The organism is Olivibacter sp. SDN3, assembly GCF_014334135.1.
GTDB lineage: Bacteria > Bacteroidota > Bacteroidia > Sphingobacteriales > Sphingobacteriaceae > Olivibacter.
Genome location: NZ_CP060497.1, coordinates 4,141,724 through 4,159,950 on the forward strand (window position 1 = coordinate 4,141,724; position 18,227 = coordinate 4,159,950).

Consider the following 18,227-nt stretch of genomic DNA (forward strand, 5'->3'; position numbering starts at 1 on the left):
AATTAATCAATAATTTGTATGCGGTCTGCATCCTGGAGGAAAGGTAGTTTTTCACGTATCTTCTTTAAGTCCTCTGGGTAGAGCGTAAATGTATATAGATCCTCATCCTCCGGCTTATAATACACTACACTCCCGTCAGGTGCTACACAGGTTGATGCTCCTGAATGATACACCTGGTTTCCATCGTATCCTACGCGATTTACGCCAATTACGTAAGATTGATTTTCCAATGCTCGCGCAGGTATCAAGGCCCTCCAATGTGCAATTCGTGCGTCTGGCCAGCTCGCAATATAAAGTAAGATATCATAGACATTACCCAAGTTGCGACTGAAGGCTGGGAATCTCAGGTCATAGCATGTTTGTAGACACACACGCCAACCTTTAATTTCAACAATCACTCTTTTTTTTCCGGCAGCAAAAACCTTTTCTTCTCCGGCCATGGTAAATAAGTGTCGCTTATCATATTTGTGATAAGAACCATCGGGCTTCATCCAGATGAAACGGTTATAGTATTTATTGTTTTCCTCAATGATGAGACTGCCGGCCACTACACAATTGTATTTGCGCGCTTGCTCCAACATCCAGTAAATGGTTACGCCATCCATTTTTTCGGCACATTTACCTGTATTCATTGTAAAACCAGTATTAAACATTTCTGGAAGAATAATAAGATCTGTTTTTTCTTTAAGGGAAGATAAGCGTAAAGCTAAATTTGAAAGATTCTTTTCTGTATTCTCCCAAAATAAATATGCTTGAAATATAGTTATTTTTAACGGTGTCATGTCTTAATTTAACTTTAATATAATAAAAGTAATCAAAATGGTAGATAATTTATATCTTTGGTTTATAAGTTATCTATGCTTTATTATTGATAGATAACTCATCTACTCTGTATATGGATACTCGATAAACAATCAACAGCCTTTTCAAGTGTTTCTTGTTTCTTGGCAAAACAAAATCTGATAAGATGTTTATCTATCTTGTTCTTATAAAATACGGATAAAGGTATAGCAGCGACGCCATGTTTTGCGACGAGTCTTTTAGTAAAGGCTATATCATCTTCGTCGCTGATTTTTTCATAGTCTGCCAAAAGAAAATACGATCCTGCTGAAGGTAATACCCGAAATGGAGTATTGTTTAATGCTGTTGTCAAAAAGTCTCGTTTCCCCTGAAAAAAATCTGACAATTGTAGATACTCGTCGGCATCTTCCAAAAAATCCCCCAATGCATGTTGAATTGGCGTGTTTACGCTAAACACTAAATATTGATGTATCTTTCTGAATTCAGTGGTTAACTTCTTCGCAGCTAAACAGTAACCCACTTTCCAGCCTGTCATATGAAACATTTTACCAAACGATGAAATAACAAAACTTCGTTCACGCAATTCGGGGTAGCTTGAAACACTTATATGTTTGTTATTGTCAAATACAATTTTGTCGTAAACTTCATCACTGATGATGAAAATATCGGTACCGTTAGTCAGTTTTATCAGTTGACGCATATCATCGTCTGTCAAGGTACGTGACGTTGGATTTTGTGGTGTGTTGACTATAATTAATTTAGTTTTATGGGAGAAAAGTTTTTTCACATCGTCCCAATTAATGGTGAAGTTATCGGGCAAAAGTGTTACCGTTTTGACAATACCACCACATAGGTCGACGGCTGGTGCATAAGAGTCATAGGCTGGATCAAAGCAGATGACTTCATCGTCTGATCGTATGATGCTCGCTATTGCGGAAAATATTGCTTGCGTAGCGCCAGAAGTAATGGTTATTTCGCTGTCAGGATGATAAATCGCTGCATATAGATTTTCGGTTATTTCAGCTATTCTTTCTCGTAAGCTTTGAACACCTGCCATAGGGGCGTATTGATTGTGCCCCTTTTTCATGTGCGAGTGGACGAGATCGATAAGCTTAGGAGAGCAGTCAAAATCAGGAAAACCTTGCGACAAGTTTATCGCCTCATACTTAGTAGCTAATAGAGACATCGTACTGAAGATTGAATTGCTGATATTGGGAAGTTTAGATGATATGTTGATCATAAGTGTTCTTTATTAAAGATGTGCTTACTGAAACTGGTTGTAGATGATATTCAAAATAAAACCGCTATTTTGTCTTTGATATTTTACTTTAAAAACCCAAGTCTACAGCATATTATTGTAAATTGCAACGATATAATTTATGTCAATGAAATATAACAGATTTTTACTATTATTATTGTCAGGAATAGGACTTTTATCGTGTAAAGGACCGAAAAATGCTGATGCACCAACGGTTGGATTTATTGAAGCTTTTGAGGATGCTACAATAGCTGACGCCAGAAAGGGGTTTATAGAAGCCTTAGCCGAACGAGGTTATCGGGAAAATGAAGGTACAATTGAAATTTTATACAAGAATGCACAGGGAGATATGGGAGCTATGAATCAGATTGTTAGCTTCATGCAAGCAAAAAAAGTTGTGGGCATAGGAACCTCCACAACTTTAGCTACATTAGCTGCAACACAACGCATTAAAGAGATTCCAATTTTTATGTGTGTAACTGCAATGCCAAATATTTTAGGTTTGGAAGATAGCAAAGGAAATCATCCTGAGAATTTATTCGGGGTAGGGGAAAACCTCCAATACATTGATACGTCTTTTATGATCATAAAAAACACTGTGAAACCAAAAAACAGCAAGCCTTTGAGGATCGGAATGATATATAATCAGGCAGAACCTCAGTCTGTTGATGCATTCAACAGACTGAAAACTTTGGCTAATGAGCAACAAATCGTGCTTGAAGCACTACCCCTAAATAATTCTGCTGACGCACAACTTGTAATAAATGCACTGCTCAACAAAAAAATCGACGCTTTTTTTGCCAATCCTGATAACACAGTCTTTTCAGCTTTTGAAACCATCGTAAAGAATTGCAATAATAGGGACGTTCCTATCTTTACAAGTGAGCTTGGTTTGGTTAAACGTGGTGCGGTAGCAGCTTATGGTGCTGATATTTATGAATGGGGAAAACAGGCCGGTCTGGCAATGGCTGATTTTTTGGATAAAAAGGATACCAGAGGTTTTTCAGTAGAACTGGTTAAAGTTAGGAAACATGTAGTCAACACTGCCGTAGCCGAACGTTATAAATTTGTTTTTCCCACTAATTTTCTTCCAGTAGATTGATTGCCAACTGCTAACACTGATGGACTAAATTGCGTCTTTCACCATTTTGTTATATGGCAGGGTAATCGTAATTTATTTGCGTTTATAAAATTGTTATTTTTATTGATGGATTTTTATTTAGCAGCGGTTTTACAGGCGTTATGCTTTTCTCCAATGGCGCTTGGAATTTATATAACAATAAAAATATTCAACTTTCCTGATATAACAACCGACGGAAGTTATACATTAGGAGCGGTCGTTTGTGGTTTATGTTTAAGTAATGGTTTTCCTTTATGGCTTGCCTTTCCACTTATTTTTTTGAGTGGAGCGTTGGCTGGTATGATGACAGCTTACATTCATACGAAACTCAAAGTAAACGCATTACTATCTGGAATTTTGGTTATGACAGCGTTGTATTCGGTAAACCTTTCCTTATTGGGGAAATCTAATATGCCCTTACTTGAGTATAACACTGTTTTTTCTACCTATATTGTATCTAACGATTCACTGAATACATTGATCATCGCCGGTACCTGGGTGTTATTACTAATATTTGTGTTGTATTACCTGTTACGCACTGATTTTGGCTTGGCTATGCGAGCTACAGGGAGTAATGATTTGATGGTTAGGTCATTGGGAGTGAATACCGCCAGTATGAAAGTATTGGGACTGGCATTTACTAATGGGCTTATCGCATTTAGTGGCTCCCTAATCGCTCAATTTCAAGGTTTTGTTGATGTAAATATGGGCATTGGTATAGTAATTAGTGGGTTAGGGTCTGTTATGATTACAGAAACAATTGTTAAAGTGTTTCAAACGAACGGTATATTGACAGGGCTGCTTCTTGTTCTAGTTGGTGTCACGATTTTTCAACTTGTGTTGGCTTTTACACTTAGTATAGGCGTGGACGCAAGCTTGCTTAAGTTATTAACCTCTTGCTTTGTGCTCCTGATAGTAGCGATACCAGGTAGGAACTGGGCAAAATATTTAAAACGCTAGGCTAATGTTATTATTGGAAAATATCTCTAAAACTTTCTCACGAAGTAAATCAGATGAAACAAAAGTGCTGGAACATTTTTCGTTACGTGTAGAGAAGCATGAGTTTTTGACAATTATTGGCGCAAATGGATCAGGTAAAAGTACATTGTTAAATGTTATTTCAGGTAATGTCGTGCCTGATCAAGGGCATATTTATTTGGAAGATAAAGCGATCGAAACTTTACCAGATTATCGTAGGAGTAAATGGATTGCCAGAGTTTTTCAGGACCCGCTGTCAGGGACGGTGCCAGAACTCAGTATATTAGATAATTTCCGATTGGCAGCACTTCGCGGACAGCCTAAGAAGCTTAGCATCGGGATTGATGACCGTTTCAAGAGAAAAGTTAAAGCGCGCCTCGCATTACTTGATATGGGGCTCGAGAACAAGATAGAACAGCCGGTGGGCAGTCTGAGTGGCGGACAGAGGCAGGCATTAACAATATTGATGACCGTTATGACAGATGTAAAATTACTTTTATTGGATGAGCCTACAGCTGCCCTTGACCCCCGAAGCGCTCATCAGGTAATGGTAATTGCAAAGAAACTTGTTGCAGAATATAAACTAACGGTATTGCTTATTACCCATAATATGAATGAAGCGCTGAATTATGGAGATAGATTAGTGCAGTTAGCTGAAGGCAAAATAAAAAGAGACTTCAATGCGCAGGAGAAGCAATTATTGAAACCACAAGATTTATTTCAATGGTTTAATGAACTTTAAATTTGCTCTGATTTTTATAACAAATCAGAGCGGCCATCATTAAATCCTGATTATGCACTAAATTTTTTATTACGCATGAAAACAACTTCAAAGTCTGCCACTTTGCTATTGGTTTCAACCTCATCATAACATAGCTATCCCTTAGTCTCCAAACAACCTCTTTTTCTTGTTTTTTACTGCTTATCACGAAGCCCAATACATAATTTCGGGTTAAAACAAGTATATTCGCCCTATGTTGAGCGCTAAAGGAATTTATAAGTCGTATGGAAACCTTAAAATACTAAAAGGTGTAGATTTAGAGGTTAACAAAGGAGAAATTGTAAGCATTGTTGGAGCCTCAGGTGCAGGCAAAAGCACCTTATTGCATATTATAGGTTCATTGGACGCACCAGATGCCGGTAGCGTAATCTTAAACAGTGTAAATACTGCCAAATTATCTGCTAAAAAGCTGAGTGCTTTCAGGAACACACATATAGGGTTCATTTTTCAGTTTCATCACCTGCTACCAGAATTTACGGCTCTCGAAAATATTTGCATACCTGCTTTTATTGCGGGTAATAGTAAGAGCGAAAGTGAGAAGCGAGCGGCCTATCTTCTAGAATTACTCCATGTAAGTAATCGAGCAAATCATAAACCCACTGAACTTTCGGGTGGCGAGCAACAACGTGTGGCCGTAGCTAGGGCTTTGATGAATAATCCTTCTGTAGTATTGGCAGACGAACCTTCGGGTAACCTAGATTCTGAAAACGCCAACAGTTTGCATCATCTTTTTGTAGAACTCAGAAAGGAACTTCAACAAACATTTATTATTGTAACGCATAATGAACACCTGGCAGATATTTCAGATAGGAAAGTTCATATGAAAGATGGTACAATCATATAAGTACTTCTAGATGAAAAATGTTTTAATTACCGGGGGAACTGAATTCTTTGCACAGCGCGTGGCACGCGGTCTAAACGAGCAGTTTAAAGTTATTTTTGGTGATTCAAAGGCAATTCCTAAAATATTGCTAGAAAGTGGTAGATATATTGACCTACCTCTTACTTCGAGAATTTCGTTCAATCACGAACTTTTAAGTTCAGCATTAGACCATAATGTTGATATTATTATTCCGCTCCGGAAAAGAGAAATAGTACAGCTTTCTGCATGCAAAGACTTATTTCATGAATACGATATAACACTTGTAGTGCCAGCATTTGAATCGTTAAAACACTTGCAGTTTATTTCCAATCCCGGAAAAGGGTTTATCCCAAATGTACTTGTCAATGGAGAGTCGTTAAACACCGAAAAATTATCTTTAAAAGGATACACCGGCGTGTGTTCGGATACAGCAGAAGGAGTCTTATTATGTTGTTTAGATGATTAAATACCCAAATAGACATGGCGATGTTAACTTATTACGATATAGATAAATCTAAAAAGGCATTTATTTTTGAATTAGATGATGTGTTATATCCGCAAAAAGATTATTTGCTGCAAGTATATTATTTATTTGCTAATTTGTTAGAATATACGGAAACTGTGCCTCCAGCCAATGAACTCGTAGTTTTTTTTAAGAAAGCATATGAGGGCTATGGGCCAAATAATATTTTCCAGCGAGCAGCAGCTGTTTTTGGTATTGACGAAAAGTACCGGGAAAAATTTAACAGCTTGCACGTAAATGCTAAATTACCCTTAAAGTTGCTGCTGTTTCCTTCAATAAAAAAAATGCTGCATCAAATGATAGAAGATGGTAAAAGCATCTACGTACTTACACGTGGTAACCCACTGATGCAGTTAAATAAGTTAAAACAAATAGCCTGGGAAGGAATAGATCAGCAATTGAGGGCTTATTTTTTTGATGATTTGGTTTTACAGGGGTTCAGTAGCCCGATTAGCCAATTATTAAAGGTTAATGCACTTCAACCAAATGAAGTGTTATTGATTGGAGCAGAAACACCTTACCATTATGGTGACAAAGGCAATGAAAGACTAGATTATATGTCTGTCAGCTTGCTGCTAGATGAGCAACTATCGTAAAAACATAAAAAGATTTTGTAACTTGCCAATCATTTAAATGATCAATTTAAATATTTAATTGTTTTGCCTGCAATATGGGCTCCTAATTCTTTATATCTATGAATAAAGGCAAACAACCAACCATAAAAGAGATAGCAAAGCGTTTGAAAATATCGACTTCTACAGTTTCCAGGGCTTTGAATGATCATCCAAGCATCGGTTTAGTTACTACAATGCGTGTTAAGAAGTTGGCAGAAGAGTTAGATTATGAACCTAACAGAACGGCTATTTTTTTTAAACAAAGAAAGACATTTACAATAGGCGTTATTTTACCTAGTCTATCAGAGGCTTTTTTTTCTGCTGCAATTAGTGAAATTGAGAATTTTGCCAGTAGTAAAAACTATACGGTTATTTTGGGCCAATCATTAGATGATCCTGAGCGAGAATTAAAAATTATTAGTACGATGAAAAGTCATCGTGTGGATGGAATCATTCTTTCTTCCGCCAAGAATACTACGGCCTTTGAATACATTGAAGTGCTAAATAAAGCAGGCATTCCTATTGTTTTTTTTGATTGTGTTCCAGATATACCCAACATTAATGCGATAGTAAGCAATTTAAAAACAGGTATGTTTGAGGCTGTTGATACTTTTGTATCATGCGGACATAAATCTATTGCATTTATTAACGGACCTACACATCTGCCAGCCAGTAAAGAGAGAGAAGACGCCTTTGTTGAAGCGCTAAAAAGAAACCATGTAGATCTAAATAGGGAGAATATTGTATATACGGATCTTTCTGAAAAAGGTAATGAAGAAGCTGTACTCAAATTGATTCATTTGAGTGAACGTCCTTCTGCGGTAGTTTCTTTCAATGATTATGTTACGTTAGATGCTATGAATGCCGTGCGCAGTAAAGGTTTAGTAGTAAATCAAGACATCTATTTTATTAGTTATGCCAATTATCCAATATGGAAATATATGGAAAATCCTCCAATGGCATCTATCGAGCAGCTTCCGGGAGAGCAAGGAGCCAATGCCGCACAGATGTTGTTTGATTTGATTGATCTAAATACCGGCGATTCCAGTGACGATATTTCGGCTGTTGAAGGAAAAAAGATAGTTCTCGAATCGAAACTGGTTAGCCAGCATGCCTAGAGGTATATGACTAAATAATAACATCTACATTGGTTTGATATAGTTTTTTGTATATCAATATTTTAGGTTGGTGTAACACGAACAATATGTGATATTTTACATTTTTTTTCTTTGAAAAGCTAAAATATTAATGCTAGGTTTGAACATGAACCTAGATTTCAATACAAACGAAGACTTCAATAAACAACAGCTTTATCAGTTAAATGCCCGTTTAAAAAAAATATATGAGGGTGGAGGAGCTAAAGCATCAGCCAAGCAACATGCTAAAGGTAAAATGTTGGCTCGTGAGCGTATAGCATACTTGCTTGATAAGGATAAACCCTGGTTGGAATTGGCAGCGTTAGCAGCAGACGGATGTTATGAGGCACAGGGAGGGTGTCCCTCTGCTGGCGTGGTTACGGGTGTAGGTTATGTATCTGGTAAACAATGCGTAATAGTTGCAAATGACGCAACGGTAAAAGCCGGAGCATGGTTCCCCTTAACAGCGAAAAAGAACTTGCGAGCTCAGGAGGTTGCAATGGAAAACCGTTTGCCAATTATCTATCTGGTAGATTCGGCAGGTGTATACTTACCTATGCAGGATGAAATTTTCCCAGACAAAGAACATTTCGGAAGAATTTTCAGAAATAATGCCCGTATGAGTAGCGAAGGAATTGTTCAAATAGCGGCGATTATGGGCTCCTGTGTTGCTGGAGGTGCGTACTTGCCAATTATGAGTGATGAAGCAATGATCGTGGAAGGGACCGGCTCTGTTTTCCTAGCAGGCTCTTATTTGGTGAAGTCGGCCATTGGAGAAGATGTGGATAATGAAACCTTAGGTGGAGCGGTTACCCATTGCGAAATTTCCGGTGTTACAGATTATAAGCATCCAGATGATAAAAGTTGTTTGGATAGCATTAGAAGTATTGTTGACAAGATAGGAGATAACCCGTCAGCTGGATTTAACCGAACGCCGCCCGCCTTACCCAAGCATGATGCGAAGGAAATTTACGGCATCTTACCAAAGTCGAGAGAAAAGCCATATGATATGAAAGAAATTATTATGCGTTTAATAGACTATTCGACTTTTGATGAATATAAGGCACTTTACGGAAAAAGTATTATCTGTGGGTTAGGCAGGATAGACGGCTGGGCAGTAGGCGTTGTGGCTAACCAGCGAAAGATAGTTAAAAGTAGAAAAGGAGAAATGCAAATCGGTGGTGTCATCTATTCGGATGCCGCAGAAAAGGCAGCACGTTTTATAATGAACTGTAATCAGAAGAAAATACCTTTGGTGTTTTTACAGGATGTCACTGGATTTATGGTAGGAAGTAAATCTGAGCACGGAGGAATTATAAAGGATGGTGCAAAGATGGTAAACGCTGTTTCCAATGCTACTGTTCCAAAGTTTACCATAATCATAGGCAATTCCTATGGAGCGGGGAATTATGCCATGTGTGGAAAGGCCTATGACCCGCGATTGATATTTGCTTGGCCATCTGCTAAAATTGCTGTTATGGGCGGAGCGCAAGCGGCTAAAACTTTATTGCAAATACAAAAAGCTACTTTGAAATCTAATGGAGAAGAAACGGATGAAAAAAATGAACAGGCATTGTTGAAAGATATAACGGAACGATATAACGAGCAAACAACACCCTATTACGCTGCTGCTAGATTGTGGGTAGACGGGATTATTGACCCCCTAGAAACAAGAAAAGTGATTTCTATGGGAATAGAAGCCGCAAACAACAATCCGATGATCAAACCATTTAATGTCGGCGTAATACAAACCTAGGAAAACACTGATTAGGAGAGGTTCTATTACAAGAATAAAAACTAATTACTTCAAGTTATAACTCCTACTATGAAAATTTACAAACAGTAAACCTAATGGTTTCAATAAATAGTTATTTTTGTGCAAATATTAACGTTATTCCATGACAGAAGAAATAGAACACATAAAATGTTTAATAATTGGTTCAGGGCCAGCAGGGTATACTGCAGCAATATATGCCGCCAGGGCTGATTTGAAACCGGTAATGTATACAGGGATTGTGCCTGGAGGACAATTAACCCAGACAACGGATGTGGAGAACTTTCCAGGTTATCCAAAAGGTGTTATGGGACCAGAAATGATGGAAGATTTTAGAAAGCAAGCTGAGCGTTTCGGCACCGATATTCGTTTCGGCTACGCCACATCTGTCGATTTTAGCGGCCCGATACACAAAGTAGTTATAGACGAAATAAAAACAGTGACTGCGGATACGGTCATCATTGCTACCGGAGCAACGGCTAAGTGGTTAGGGCTTGAAGGTGAACAAAAATATAACGGATTTGGCGTTTCTGCATGTGCCGTATGCGATGGCTTCTTTTTTAAAGGGCAAGACGTTGCTATAGTAGGCGCAGGAGATACAGCTGCAGAAGAAGCAACTTATCTTGCGAAGTTATGTAGAAAAGTACATATGTTGGTGCGCCGTGACGAGTTTCGTGCATCTAAAGCAATGCAGCATAGCGTATTTAATACACCTAACATCGAAATACATTATAACACTGAGGCTGAAGAGGTTGTGGGCGATGGTCAAACGGTTAACGGTTTGAGGGTTATAAATAATCAAACCAAAGAACATCAGGTTTTAGCTATTACTGGTTTTTTTGTGGCCATAGGACACAAGCCCAATACAGATATTTTTGTCAATTGGTTAGCTATGGATGAATCTGGGTATTTAATTACCAAAGCAGATAGCACACAAACCAATGTAGAAGGTGTATTCGCTGCAGGAGATGTACAGGATCATATCTATAGACAGGCTGTGACAGCTGCAGGCAGCGGATGTATGGCAGCATTGGAAGCTGAAAGGTACTTGGCAGCCAAAGAACACCCAGTGATTTTAACTTCTGAATAGTTGTTTTAGCTTTACTTTATAAAATAAAAATCATAATGAGGTCTCTTAACACGTCTTAAGAGGCCTCATTTGTTCAGTTTTAATATACGGTCTTCTATTTTGAAACTAATTTGAGCCCGATGATGGAAGCAATAAGCGTGAAAATAAAAAATATTCTCCAAAAATCAGAAGGTTCCTTAAATAAAAGAATTCCCATTACGACGGTTCCAACGGCACCTATTCCCGTCCAAACGGCATAACCCGTTCCTATCGGAATCTCTTGTATAGCTTTATTGAGTAGCAAAAAGCTCGTGATTATACAGAAAAAAAATGCTGTCGACCATTTTATGTTAGTGAAATTATTGGATAATTTTAAGCAAGAAGTAAATCCTATCTCAAATAGTCCAGCGACAATTAAATAAATCCAAGCCATGATATTTGTTTTTATAACTGCAAATATCTTCATTAACTTCAACTTATTTTTTTACATATGTTAAAAAATAAGAAAGCTATAGTTGCTTGTATCCCGACTTGTGCTACCTTACTTTGGCCCTTATTCTACTCAATGTTACCTGGCTTATCCCTAGATAAGAAGCAATATAACCGAGTTGAACACGTCGAATAATACCCGGATGCTTGTTCATCAGATCATAATACCTTTCAGTAGCCGTTTGTGATTGTGAGCGGATAAAACGTTCTTCCGTTTTAACCAACTCCTCACCGATCAGGCGATTAAAGAAGTTAGCAACACCTATATCTTCCTCACAGAGAACCTTGACTTTTTCACAGCTAATTCTTAACAGGGTACTATCCTCCAATAGTTCTACGTTTTCATAGCCAGGTGTTTGGGTAAAATAGCTGTTATATGAGAAAATAATATCTGCTTCGGAGCAAAAACAAAATGTTGTTTCCCGGTTCACTGCTTGTAGGTAAATACGAGCAATGCCCTTGGAGATGAAATATAATTGATTTTCTATGCGACCGGATTTTATAATGACTTTGCCTTTAGGATAATGCACTTCTTCGAACTCGTCCCTTAACAAAGCTAAAGAATTCAACCTTAAGCCTAAAGCATCTAATTTTCTCCGTATGAAAGGATGTTCTTCCAACATGATAAATCAATTCGCGGCAATTTCACTCAGGGGATAAAAATACCTACTTAAATGCAAATATTAAGGGATATTGAGGTATTTATGCGTCTGAAGCGATATCTCCCACTTAGGGTTTTCCTTCACATAATCAATTATTAAAGGCGTCATCTGTGAAGCCTTAGACCATTCTGGTTGTAGATATAATTTCCTGTTAGCAGGAAGTTGGCTAGCGTATTCTTCTGCCCAGGCAAAATCGCTTTTGTTGAATATAATAACCTTTAGTTCTCCTGCCGCGTGGATGACATCCGGTCTAGGCGCTTTAAATTTTTTCGGCGATAAACATATCCAGTCCCAAAAGCCGCTTAAAGGGTAAGCTCCAGATGTTTCTATAAAGGTTTTAACTCCTACAGACTGAAGGCCTTTTGTCAAGTAATCCAGATTGTATATTAGAGGTTCCCCACCCGTAATCACTACTGTTTTGGCTGGATACTTCATAGCATTTAAAATGATGGCATCAGCTGCTGTAAGTGGATGTAATTCTGCGTCCCAGCTTTCCTTTACGTCACACCAATGGCAGCCAACATCACAACCACCTAAACGAATAAAATATGCAGCCTTACCTGTGTGATAGCCTTCGCCCTGAATTGTGTAAAATTCTTCCATTAAAGGGAGCAGCGTACCGTCTTCTGGAACCTGATTTGACATAATGGTGTAAAGGTAGTTAATTTTTAGCTTTACGACGTCATGAAGCAGTAATCTCTCATACTTACGTTGAAAAAAAAGCCGTGAAGAATATTAATCCTCCACGGCCCAACCAATTATCCAAACACTATGGCTAAAAGCCACTATCGTCTAATGCGAACACTACTTGGCGTTCTTTCCATTTTCCATTTGTAAAGTCAGGAATCTCAACCGACTTGTTGCCTTCTGCTAAAGATATTTTTGATAAAGGGGTAATTACGCTCATTGTTACAGAATCATAAACATCAATTGGCGTTTGACTGTTCTGTTTTACAGCTTGTATAAAGGCATTGAAAACAAACCAATCCATTCCCCCATGACCCGCACCAGCGGCGTCGTTTGCATACTTCGCCCATAGCGGATGATCATACTTTTTCAACCAATCATCGGCAGTATCCCAAGCGTGACCTTTGGCAGATTTGCCTTCTATATATAAACCGTTATTCACGTCCATCCAGATGCCGTCGGTTCCCTGTACTCTAAAACCTATTGAATAAGGTCTTGGCAAATGTACATCATGTGACAACAACAGTGTTTCACCATTTGCACAGTTGATCAAAGTGGTGGTCACGTCGCCATTTTTGTAATTGATTTTTGCATTTGCATGTCCCGGCGAAGTTTTCTCGACATAATTGGCCAGGCCTTTCGCCTTGCTTGAGAAAGTAACCATATTGGTCATGCGATTACCATGGTTAATATTTGTATAATGCATTAAAGGGCCTAGTCCATGAGTAGGGTAGAGATCTCCATCCTGATCGATGTTATACTGGGTGCGCCATTGCGCCTCACTCATCGATTTTTCACCATACTCAACGCCCCCGCCGTAGGGTTGTTTACCATCATTAAAGAGCACTTCTCTTAAATCATGTTGATAACCACCTTCAAGATGAATCAATTCTCCAAACAGATTTTGTCTTACCATGTTTAATACGGCCATTACGTCTCGTCGGTAACAAACGTTTTCCAAAGTCATATAAGGTTTACCCGCTTGTTCAGAGGCTTTCACTACATCCCAGTGGTCGTCAACCGTCAATCCGGCAATAACCTCACAGCCAACATATAAGCCCGCTTTCATAGCGTCAATAGCTTGATTTTTATGGAATTGCCATGGCGTAGCTATAACAACGGCATCTAGCTTTTCCTTCTCTAACAATTTTTTGTAGGCATCCGCTCCTCCAGTATATTCTTTAGGCAGCTTTTTATTGGCTTTTTGAAATTGTTTTCTGCAACTTGCTAGAGGTTCTTCTTGCGTGTCACAAATAGCTGTTACTTCTATATCATCTCTTCTCAATGCCAAAGCCACATGGTTTCTGCCTCGAAGGCCTACTCCAATAAAAGCAAGTTTTATTTTCTTTTTTTCTTGTGCAAAGACGTTCGTATTAGGCAAAATACCGGTAGCAGCTGCAGCGAATGAACCAGATTTAATGAAGTTTCTTCTATTCATTATGTTTTATGATATTAGGTAATAACAAAGAGTTCATAATCTTCATCTAAAGCGATGTTATCGTACTCCCCGGAAACAAACATAAAAAAACAATTCAACAAAAAATTATGCAACCGATTGCTCTATTTTTAAAAAAAATTGCGCAATCGGTTGTGTTTTTGATCGAGTATGAAATTATTCTTCATTTTTGCATATTGCGACAAAATATAGAAACTTACTATATTACTTTTTGCTAAATCCTTTACAATTGGTAAAAGCGGTAGATAGGTTGGTTGTATGTGTATTTTTCGTAAATTGTATATTGAACCAACTGTCTAACTTTAATAAATGTTTTTTGTACTTTTTTAGATAATTAATTATCAACTTAAGTTTTTTTAGAAGTAATATATTTAATGATTGATACAGATAATAACCAAGTAACAACATATTTACAACTTGTTGGATGTTTTGCTATTGAGGGTTCTCCGGTGAGTATTACACCGTTTGGTTCGGGGCATATTAATGATACCTATAAAATATTAACAGACAGTCCTGACGGACCAAACTATATGTTGCAACGAATTAACAACAATGTTTTCAAAAATGTTGACCACCTAATGGAAAACATTGATAAGGTTTGCAACCATATTAAAAACAAATTGAAATCAGAGGGAGTCAGCGCGTTGGAAGATCATGTGTTGACGCCAATCCCAACCAAAAACGGAGCGCTGTATCATAAAGACGAACAAGATAATTACTGGAGAATATTTGTATTGATTGAAGGTACAAAGACTTACGATATTGTAGAGACTACGCAGCAAGCCAAAGAGGGAGGTCGGGCTTTTGGCAAATTCCAAGCGATGTTGGCGGACTTAAACCCGCTCGATATCCATGAAGTTATTCCAAGTTTTTTGCATATAGGAAGTCGTTTGCGTCATTTTAAGCAGGCAATTGAGCAGGATGCTGCCGGTCGCGTAAACGAATTGAAAGAAGAGACAACCTTTATTCTCGAACGCGAAAATAAAATGAATACCGTGCTCGGCATGGCGGCTAAATCTCAGATACCTTTGCGTATTACACATAATGACACAAAATTCAATAATGTGTTATTGAATAGGGATGATCGGGCACAATGTGTAATTGATCTTGATACGGTTATGCCGGGATATGTGGCTTATGATTTTGGTGATGCAATACGAACCATTATCAATACTGCAGCTGAAGATGAAGCTGATACGCGTAAGGTGCTTTTAAATATTCCGCTTTTCGAAGCATACACAAAAGGATACCTAGAATCGGCTCATCATTTTCTTTATCCTATGGAAGTTACTTCCCTTGTTGACGGTGTCTTATTGTTACCCTATATGCAAATGGTTAGGTTTTTAACGGACTATCTAAGTGGCGATACCTATTATAAGATAAATCACCCAAAACATAATTTGCAGCGAACTAAAGCACAGATGAAATTAGTACAGGAAATTGAAAAGCATGAATCTTTATTGCGCAACATTGTAAGAAAAGAAGCTGATACTTATCAGACATAGCTTAAATATTATAGACTTTTATCTTTTTAAGTAGCTTTTTATAATTCTTTATGTGTTGTTTGGATTGCCTGATATTAATTGTCTGTGTTTAATGTGGAGGAAACTGAATGGTAAATACCAATTATAAATTATCAGATGTATGAAAAAGAAATTACAAGTTGAGCACCTACAAACATTGGATTACGCTTCAGATATGCGTGATGTGCTCGATAGGATGAATAGTTTGATCTCCCATCGGATTGAAATCGCCAACTGGGAAGATTATAACTACGTGCCTAAAGTCGAGTTTAAGATTGCTTATACAAATGATAGTTTATTAATTCAATACCTTGTTGCTGAAAAAGACTTGAGGGCTATATATAATGATGTAAATGATCCCGTATATAAAGATAGTTGTGTAGAGTTTTTTGTTTCTTTTAATAGCTTGAACTATTATAATTTTGAGTTCAATTGCATAGGAACGCCTTTAGTCGGCTATGGCACTTCCAATAAAGCAAATAGAACATACTTAGCGAAAGACGTTATTCTTTCTATAAAAAAATACTGTGTCATCAATTCTGCAAACGGGATTTCATCTGATTTTACTTGGCAACTAACGGTTAACATCCCTTTTTCTGTGTTTACAGAAGATCAGATCGGGAGTTTGGCTGGTAAACGGTACTCGGCAAATTTCTATAAATGTGGAGATGACCTTCCAGAACCTCATTTTGTTTCATGGAGCGAAATAAAACACCCTACACCAAATTTTCATCTCCCGCAGTTTTTCGGTGATTTAATTTTTAAATAATAATACAAATAGTCAAATAACCATAAGGTTTTGTGAAGTTAATTTTCCATTTCGAAGGTATGATCGATTTGGTGATTGGTATTGTCTTTCCCGGCTTGAACTGCCAGATAATCACAACGCTCATTTTCTGGGTGACCAGCATGCCCCTTTACCCAAACAAACTTAACTTGATGCAGTTTATACACTTGTAAAAACCGCAACCAAAGGTCTTTATTTTTTTTTCCGGAGAATCCTTTTTTTAACCAGCCGAATACCCAATTTTTTGTGATAGCGTCGATCACATATTTGGAATCAGAATATATCGTAACTTCATTGCCTGGCTTTTTTAACGCTTCTAAACCAACAATAACTGCCAATAGTTCCATACGGTTATTAGTGGTCCTTCGAAAACCTTGCGATAGTTCTTTATAATATTTCCCTGCTCTGAGTATTACTCCGTAACCGCCAGGGCCAGGGTTGCCACTTGATGCTCCATCGGTAAATATCTCAATCATTGCTGCAAAGATAGAAGCAATTTATAATTCTCCTAGTCTTTTATCAATTAGTATCCGCCGAGCCGATCGATACAGCTTTTTTCATTTTGTAATAAAGGGCTATTAAACAGAGCAAACCATAAATTAAGCAAGAGATAACGAGCCCAAAAAGTTGAGGACGGATATGATGCAAATCTCCGTTTTGCATGAGCAAAATGCGATATCCTTCCAAAAAATGGGTGAGCGGTATCATTTTAGCAAGGTATGCTACCCATAAAGGCATCTGGCTCAAGGGCCAAGTAAAACCACTGATCACGAAACTTGGTGTCGCTACTACCATTAATATTTCGGTTGCCTTCAATTGACTGGGAATTAGTATACTCACTAATATTCCCATAAATGATACCGCTACGATAAATAAAGCCGCTAAAACAAGATTGGCAATTACATTATGGGCTGCCAGCGGAACCCTGAAAAAGTACTGTAAACCGATAAAAAAAAGCCATATGCCGCAAGTCATAAGCCAAAAAGGAACACACTTTACGAGTATTGCGTCAATGGGCGATTTGACCCTTGGTAGGAACGTACTGTTAAAAGTACCTTTCTCGAATTCTGACGCGAAGCTTAATGCCAATGCTAATAAAATTACCTGCTGCACAATGGTTGCCAGCATACCCGGCCATAAAAAGCTCATGTAATTAGAAGAGCGGTTGTATAACCTAATGTAGTTAGCATTGAAGGCCTGAAATTTATCAAATACCGCAACGCTGGGTGTACCTTTCTTATTAAGTGCTTCCATTTCCATGCCGGCGTTCAACGAAGCCAGGACAACCTGAATGGTTCTTGATGCAAAATTTGCGGTTAATACATTGGCAATATTGATATATACATTAACTTCAGGAGATTTGCTTTGATAAATATCAGCGGCAAATTTACGGGGTATATAAACAACGGCTTGTCCGTCATAACGTATAAGGTCATCTTTTAAGTTAAAATTATCGGCTTTGATTTCTATAACGTGTAATGTTTCTGTATCATTAAGCATATCGATGAGTCGATGGCTCATGGTTGTATTATCTTCGTCAACTACAATAATATTTAAATCGGTCACCTTACCCTTTTGGTAAACAAAACCAAACAACACACCGTATGCTACTGGCGCTCCAATGAAAATCATTCGTAAAACGGAGTTCGCCCAAAAAAGACCAAATTCTCTTTTTATTAACTGGAGAAAATTCTTCATATGTATTAG

Annotated in this window: 19 protein-coding genes; 11 read left to right on the forward strand and 8 right to left on the reverse strand. The window is 37.8% G+C overall.

All coding sequences use genetic code 11. The features are described from left to right. Positions 1-2 precede the first annotated feature (2 nt). A complete protein-coding gene (locus H8S90_RS17185) occupies positions 3-782 on the reverse strand; it encodes an amidohydrolase (RefSeq protein WP_187339083.1) in 780 nt (259 codons plus the stop codon). Positions 783-880: 98 nt separating this feature from the next. Continuing rightward, positions 881-2,041, reverse strand: coding sequence for a methionine aminotransferase (locus H8S90_RS17190; protein WP_187339084.1), 1,161 nt, complete (start codon positions 2,039-2,041; stop codon positions 881-883). A 145-nt stretch (positions 2,042-2,186) separates the two neighbouring features. Between H8S90_RS17190 and H8S90_RS17195 the strand changes: the two genes are divergently transcribed. The 9 genes from H8S90_RS17195 to trxB all read left to right on the forward strand — a co-directional run bounded on the left by H8S90_RS17195 (position 2,187) and on the right by trxB (position 10,937). Then, positions 2,187-3,161, forward strand: a complete 975-nt coding sequence (locus H8S90_RS17195; protein ID WP_187339085.1) for an ABC transporter substrate-binding protein — start codon at positions 2,187-2,189, stop codon at positions 3,159-3,161. A gap of 105 nt (positions 3,162-3,266) precedes the next feature. Beyond that, a complete protein-coding gene (locus H8S90_RS17200) occupies positions 3,267-4,139 on the forward strand; it encodes an ABC transporter permease (RefSeq protein WP_187339086.1) in 873 nt (290 codons plus the stop codon). A 4-nt stretch (positions 4,140-4,143) separates the two neighbouring features. Beyond that, positions 4,144-4,899 (forward strand): ABC transporter ATP-binding protein, encoded by a 756-nt coding sequence (locus tag H8S90_RS17205; protein ID WP_187339087.1) that lies wholly within the window; start codon positions 4,144-4,146, stop codon positions 4,897-4,899. Between the two features lie 232 nt (positions 4,900-5,131). Next, positions 5,132-5,782, forward strand: a complete 651-nt coding sequence (locus tag H8S90_RS17210) for an ABC transporter ATP-binding protein (RefSeq protein WP_187339088.1) — start codon at positions 5,132-5,134, stop codon at positions 5,780-5,782. Between the two features lie 10 nt (positions 5,783-5,792). After that, a complete protein-coding gene (locus H8S90_RS17215; RefSeq protein WP_187339089.1) occupies positions 5,793-6,266 on the forward strand; it encodes a hypothetical protein in 474 nt (157 codons plus the stop codon). Between the two features lie 14 nt (positions 6,267-6,280). Further along, entirely contained in the window at positions 6,281-6,919 is a 639-nt protein-coding gene (locus H8S90_RS17220; RefSeq protein WP_187339090.1) for a hypothetical protein, read from the forward strand. Between the two features lie 98 nt (positions 6,920-7,017). After that, a complete protein-coding gene (locus tag H8S90_RS17225; RefSeq protein WP_187339091.1) occupies positions 7,018-8,055 on the forward strand; it encodes a LacI family DNA-binding transcriptional regulator in 1,038 nt (345 codons plus the stop codon). A gap of 145 nt (positions 8,056-8,200) precedes the next feature. Then, the gene (locus H8S90_RS17230; protein ID WP_187339092.1) at positions 8,201-9,829 is read left to right on the forward strand and encodes an acyl-CoA carboxylase subunit beta; all 1,629 of its coding nucleotides are present in this window, start codon (positions 8,201-8,203) and stop codon (positions 9,827-9,829) included. Positions 9,830-9,971: 142 nt separating this feature from the next. Further along, positions 9,972-10,937 (forward strand): thioredoxin-disulfide reductase, encoded by a 966-nt coding sequence (gene trxB / locus H8S90_RS17235; protein WP_187339093.1) that lies wholly within the window; start codon positions 9,972-9,974, stop codon positions 10,935-10,937. Positions 10,938-11,031: 94 nt separating this feature from the next. Here the strand turns inward: trxB and H8S90_RS17240 are convergent, their stop codons facing one another. From H8S90_RS17240 to H8S90_RS17255, 4 genes are all read right to left on the reverse strand, one after another. Continuing rightward, positions 11,032-11,349 (reverse strand): multidrug efflux SMR transporter, encoded by a 318-nt coding sequence (locus H8S90_RS17240; RefSeq protein ID WP_187339094.1) that lies wholly within the window; start codon positions 11,347-11,349, stop codon positions 11,032-11,034. 103 nt (positions 11,350-11,452) lie between these two features. Beyond that, entirely contained in the window at positions 11,453-12,028 is a 576-nt protein-coding gene (locus tag H8S90_RS17245; RefSeq protein WP_187339095.1) for a Crp/Fnr family transcriptional regulator, read from the reverse strand. A gap of 60 nt (positions 12,029-12,088) precedes the next feature. Further along, a complete protein-coding gene (locus H8S90_RS17250) occupies positions 12,089-12,712 on the reverse strand; it encodes a 7-carboxy-7-deazaguanine synthase QueE (RefSeq protein WP_187339096.1) in 624 nt (207 codons plus the stop codon). Between the two features lie 130 nt (positions 12,713-12,842). Next, the gene (locus H8S90_RS17255) at positions 12,843-14,192 is read right to left on the reverse strand and encodes a Gfo/Idh/MocA family protein (protein ID WP_187339097.1); all 1,350 of its coding nucleotides are present in this window, start codon (positions 14,190-14,192) and stop codon (positions 12,843-12,845) included. Positions 14,193-14,584: 392 nt separating this feature from the next. Between H8S90_RS17255 and H8S90_RS17260 the strand changes: the two genes are divergently transcribed. Further along, on the forward strand, positions 14,585-15,715 hold the full coding sequence (locus H8S90_RS17260) for a phosphotransferase enzyme family protein (protein ID WP_187339098.1): 1,131 nt from the start codon (positions 14,585-14,587) through the stop codon (positions 15,713-15,715). A gap of 139 nt (positions 15,716-15,854) precedes the next feature. Next, entirely contained in the window at positions 15,855-16,502 is a 648-nt protein-coding gene (locus H8S90_RS17265; RefSeq protein ID WP_187339099.1) for a carbohydrate-binding family 9-like protein, read from the forward strand. A gap of 38 nt (positions 16,503-16,540) precedes the next feature. On the opposite strand, the gene rnhA is transcribed toward H8S90_RS17265, so the two are convergent. Together rnhA and H8S90_RS17275 are read right to left on the reverse strand one after the other, a co-directional pair. Beyond that, a complete protein-coding gene (gene rnhA, locus H8S90_RS17270; RefSeq protein WP_187339100.1) occupies positions 16,541-16,996 on the reverse strand; it encodes a ribonuclease HI in 456 nt (151 codons plus the stop codon). 43 nt (positions 16,997-17,039) lie between these two features. Further along, entirely contained in the window at positions 17,040-18,218 is a 1,179-nt protein-coding gene (locus H8S90_RS17275) for an ABC transporter permease (RefSeq protein ID WP_187339101.1), read from the reverse strand. Positions 18,219-18,227 lie beyond the last annotated feature (9 nt).

Bases quoted from the DNA above. Each gene is read 5' to 3' on its own strand.
- H8S90_RS17185 (WP_187339083.1), bottom strand. From the start codon at position 782: ATGACACCGTTAAAAATAACTATATTTCAAGCATATTTATTTTGGGAG.
- H8S90_RS17190 (WP_187339084.1), bottom strand. From the start codon at position 2,041: ATGATCAACATATCATCTAAACTTCCCAATATCAGCAATTCAATCTTC.
- H8S90_RS17195 (WP_187339085.1), top strand. From the start codon at position 2,187: ATGAAATATAACAGATTTTTACTATTATTATTGTCAGGAATAGGACTT.
- H8S90_RS17200 (WP_187339086.1), top strand. From the start codon at position 3,267: ATGGATTTTTATTTAGCAGCGGTTTTACAGGCGTTATGCTTTTCTCCA.
- H8S90_RS17205 (WP_187339087.1), top strand. From the start codon at position 4,144: ATGTTATTATTGGAAAATATCTCTAAAACTTTCTCACGAAGTAAATCA.
- H8S90_RS17210 (WP_187339088.1), top strand. From the start codon at position 5,132: ATGTTGAGCGCTAAAGGAATTTATAAGTCGTATGGAAACCTTAAAATA.
- H8S90_RS17215 (WP_187339089.1), top strand. From the start codon at position 5,793: ATGAAAAATGTTTTAATTACCGGGGGAACTGAATTCTTTGCACAGCGC.
- H8S90_RS17220 (WP_187339090.1), top strand. From the start codon at position 6,281: ATGGCGATGTTAACTTATTACGATATAGATAAATCTAAAAAGGCATTT.
- H8S90_RS17225 (WP_187339091.1), top strand. From the start codon at position 7,018: ATGAATAAAGGCAAACAACCAACCATAAAAGAGATAGCAAAGCGTTTG.
- H8S90_RS17230 (WP_187339092.1), top strand. From the start codon at position 8,201: ATGAACCTAGATTTCAATACAAACGAAGACTTCAATAAACAACAGCTT.
- trxB (WP_187339093.1), top strand. From the start codon at position 9,972: ATGACAGAAGAAATAGAACACATAAAATGTTTAATAATTGGTTCAGGG.
- H8S90_RS17240 (WP_187339094.1), bottom strand. From the start codon at position 11,349: ATGGCTTGGATTTATTTAATTGTCGCTGGACTATTTGAGATAGGATTT.
- H8S90_RS17245 (WP_187339095.1), bottom strand. From the start codon at position 12,028: ATGTTGGAAGAACATCCTTTCATACGGAGAAAATTAGATGCTTTAGGC.
- H8S90_RS17250 (WP_187339096.1), bottom strand. From the start codon at position 12,712: ATGTCAAATCAGGTTCCAGAAGACGGTACGCTGCTCCCTTTAATGGAA.
- H8S90_RS17255 (WP_187339097.1), bottom strand. From the start codon at position 14,192: ATGAATAGAAGAAACTTCATTAAATCTGGTTCATTCGCTGCAGCTGCT.
- H8S90_RS17260 (WP_187339098.1), top strand. From the start codon at position 14,585: ATGATTGATACAGATAATAACCAAGTAACAACATATTTACAACTTGTT.
- H8S90_RS17265 (WP_187339099.1), top strand. From the start codon at position 15,855: ATGAAAAAGAAATTACAAGTTGAGCACCTACAAACATTGGATTACGCT.
- rnhA (WP_187339100.1), bottom strand. From the start codon at position 16,996: ATGATTGAGATATTTACCGATGGAGCATCAAGTGGCAACCCTGGCCCT.
- H8S90_RS17275 (WP_187339101.1), bottom strand. From the start codon at position 18,218: ATGAAGAATTTTCTCCAGTTAATAAAAAGAGAATTTGGTCTTTTTTGG.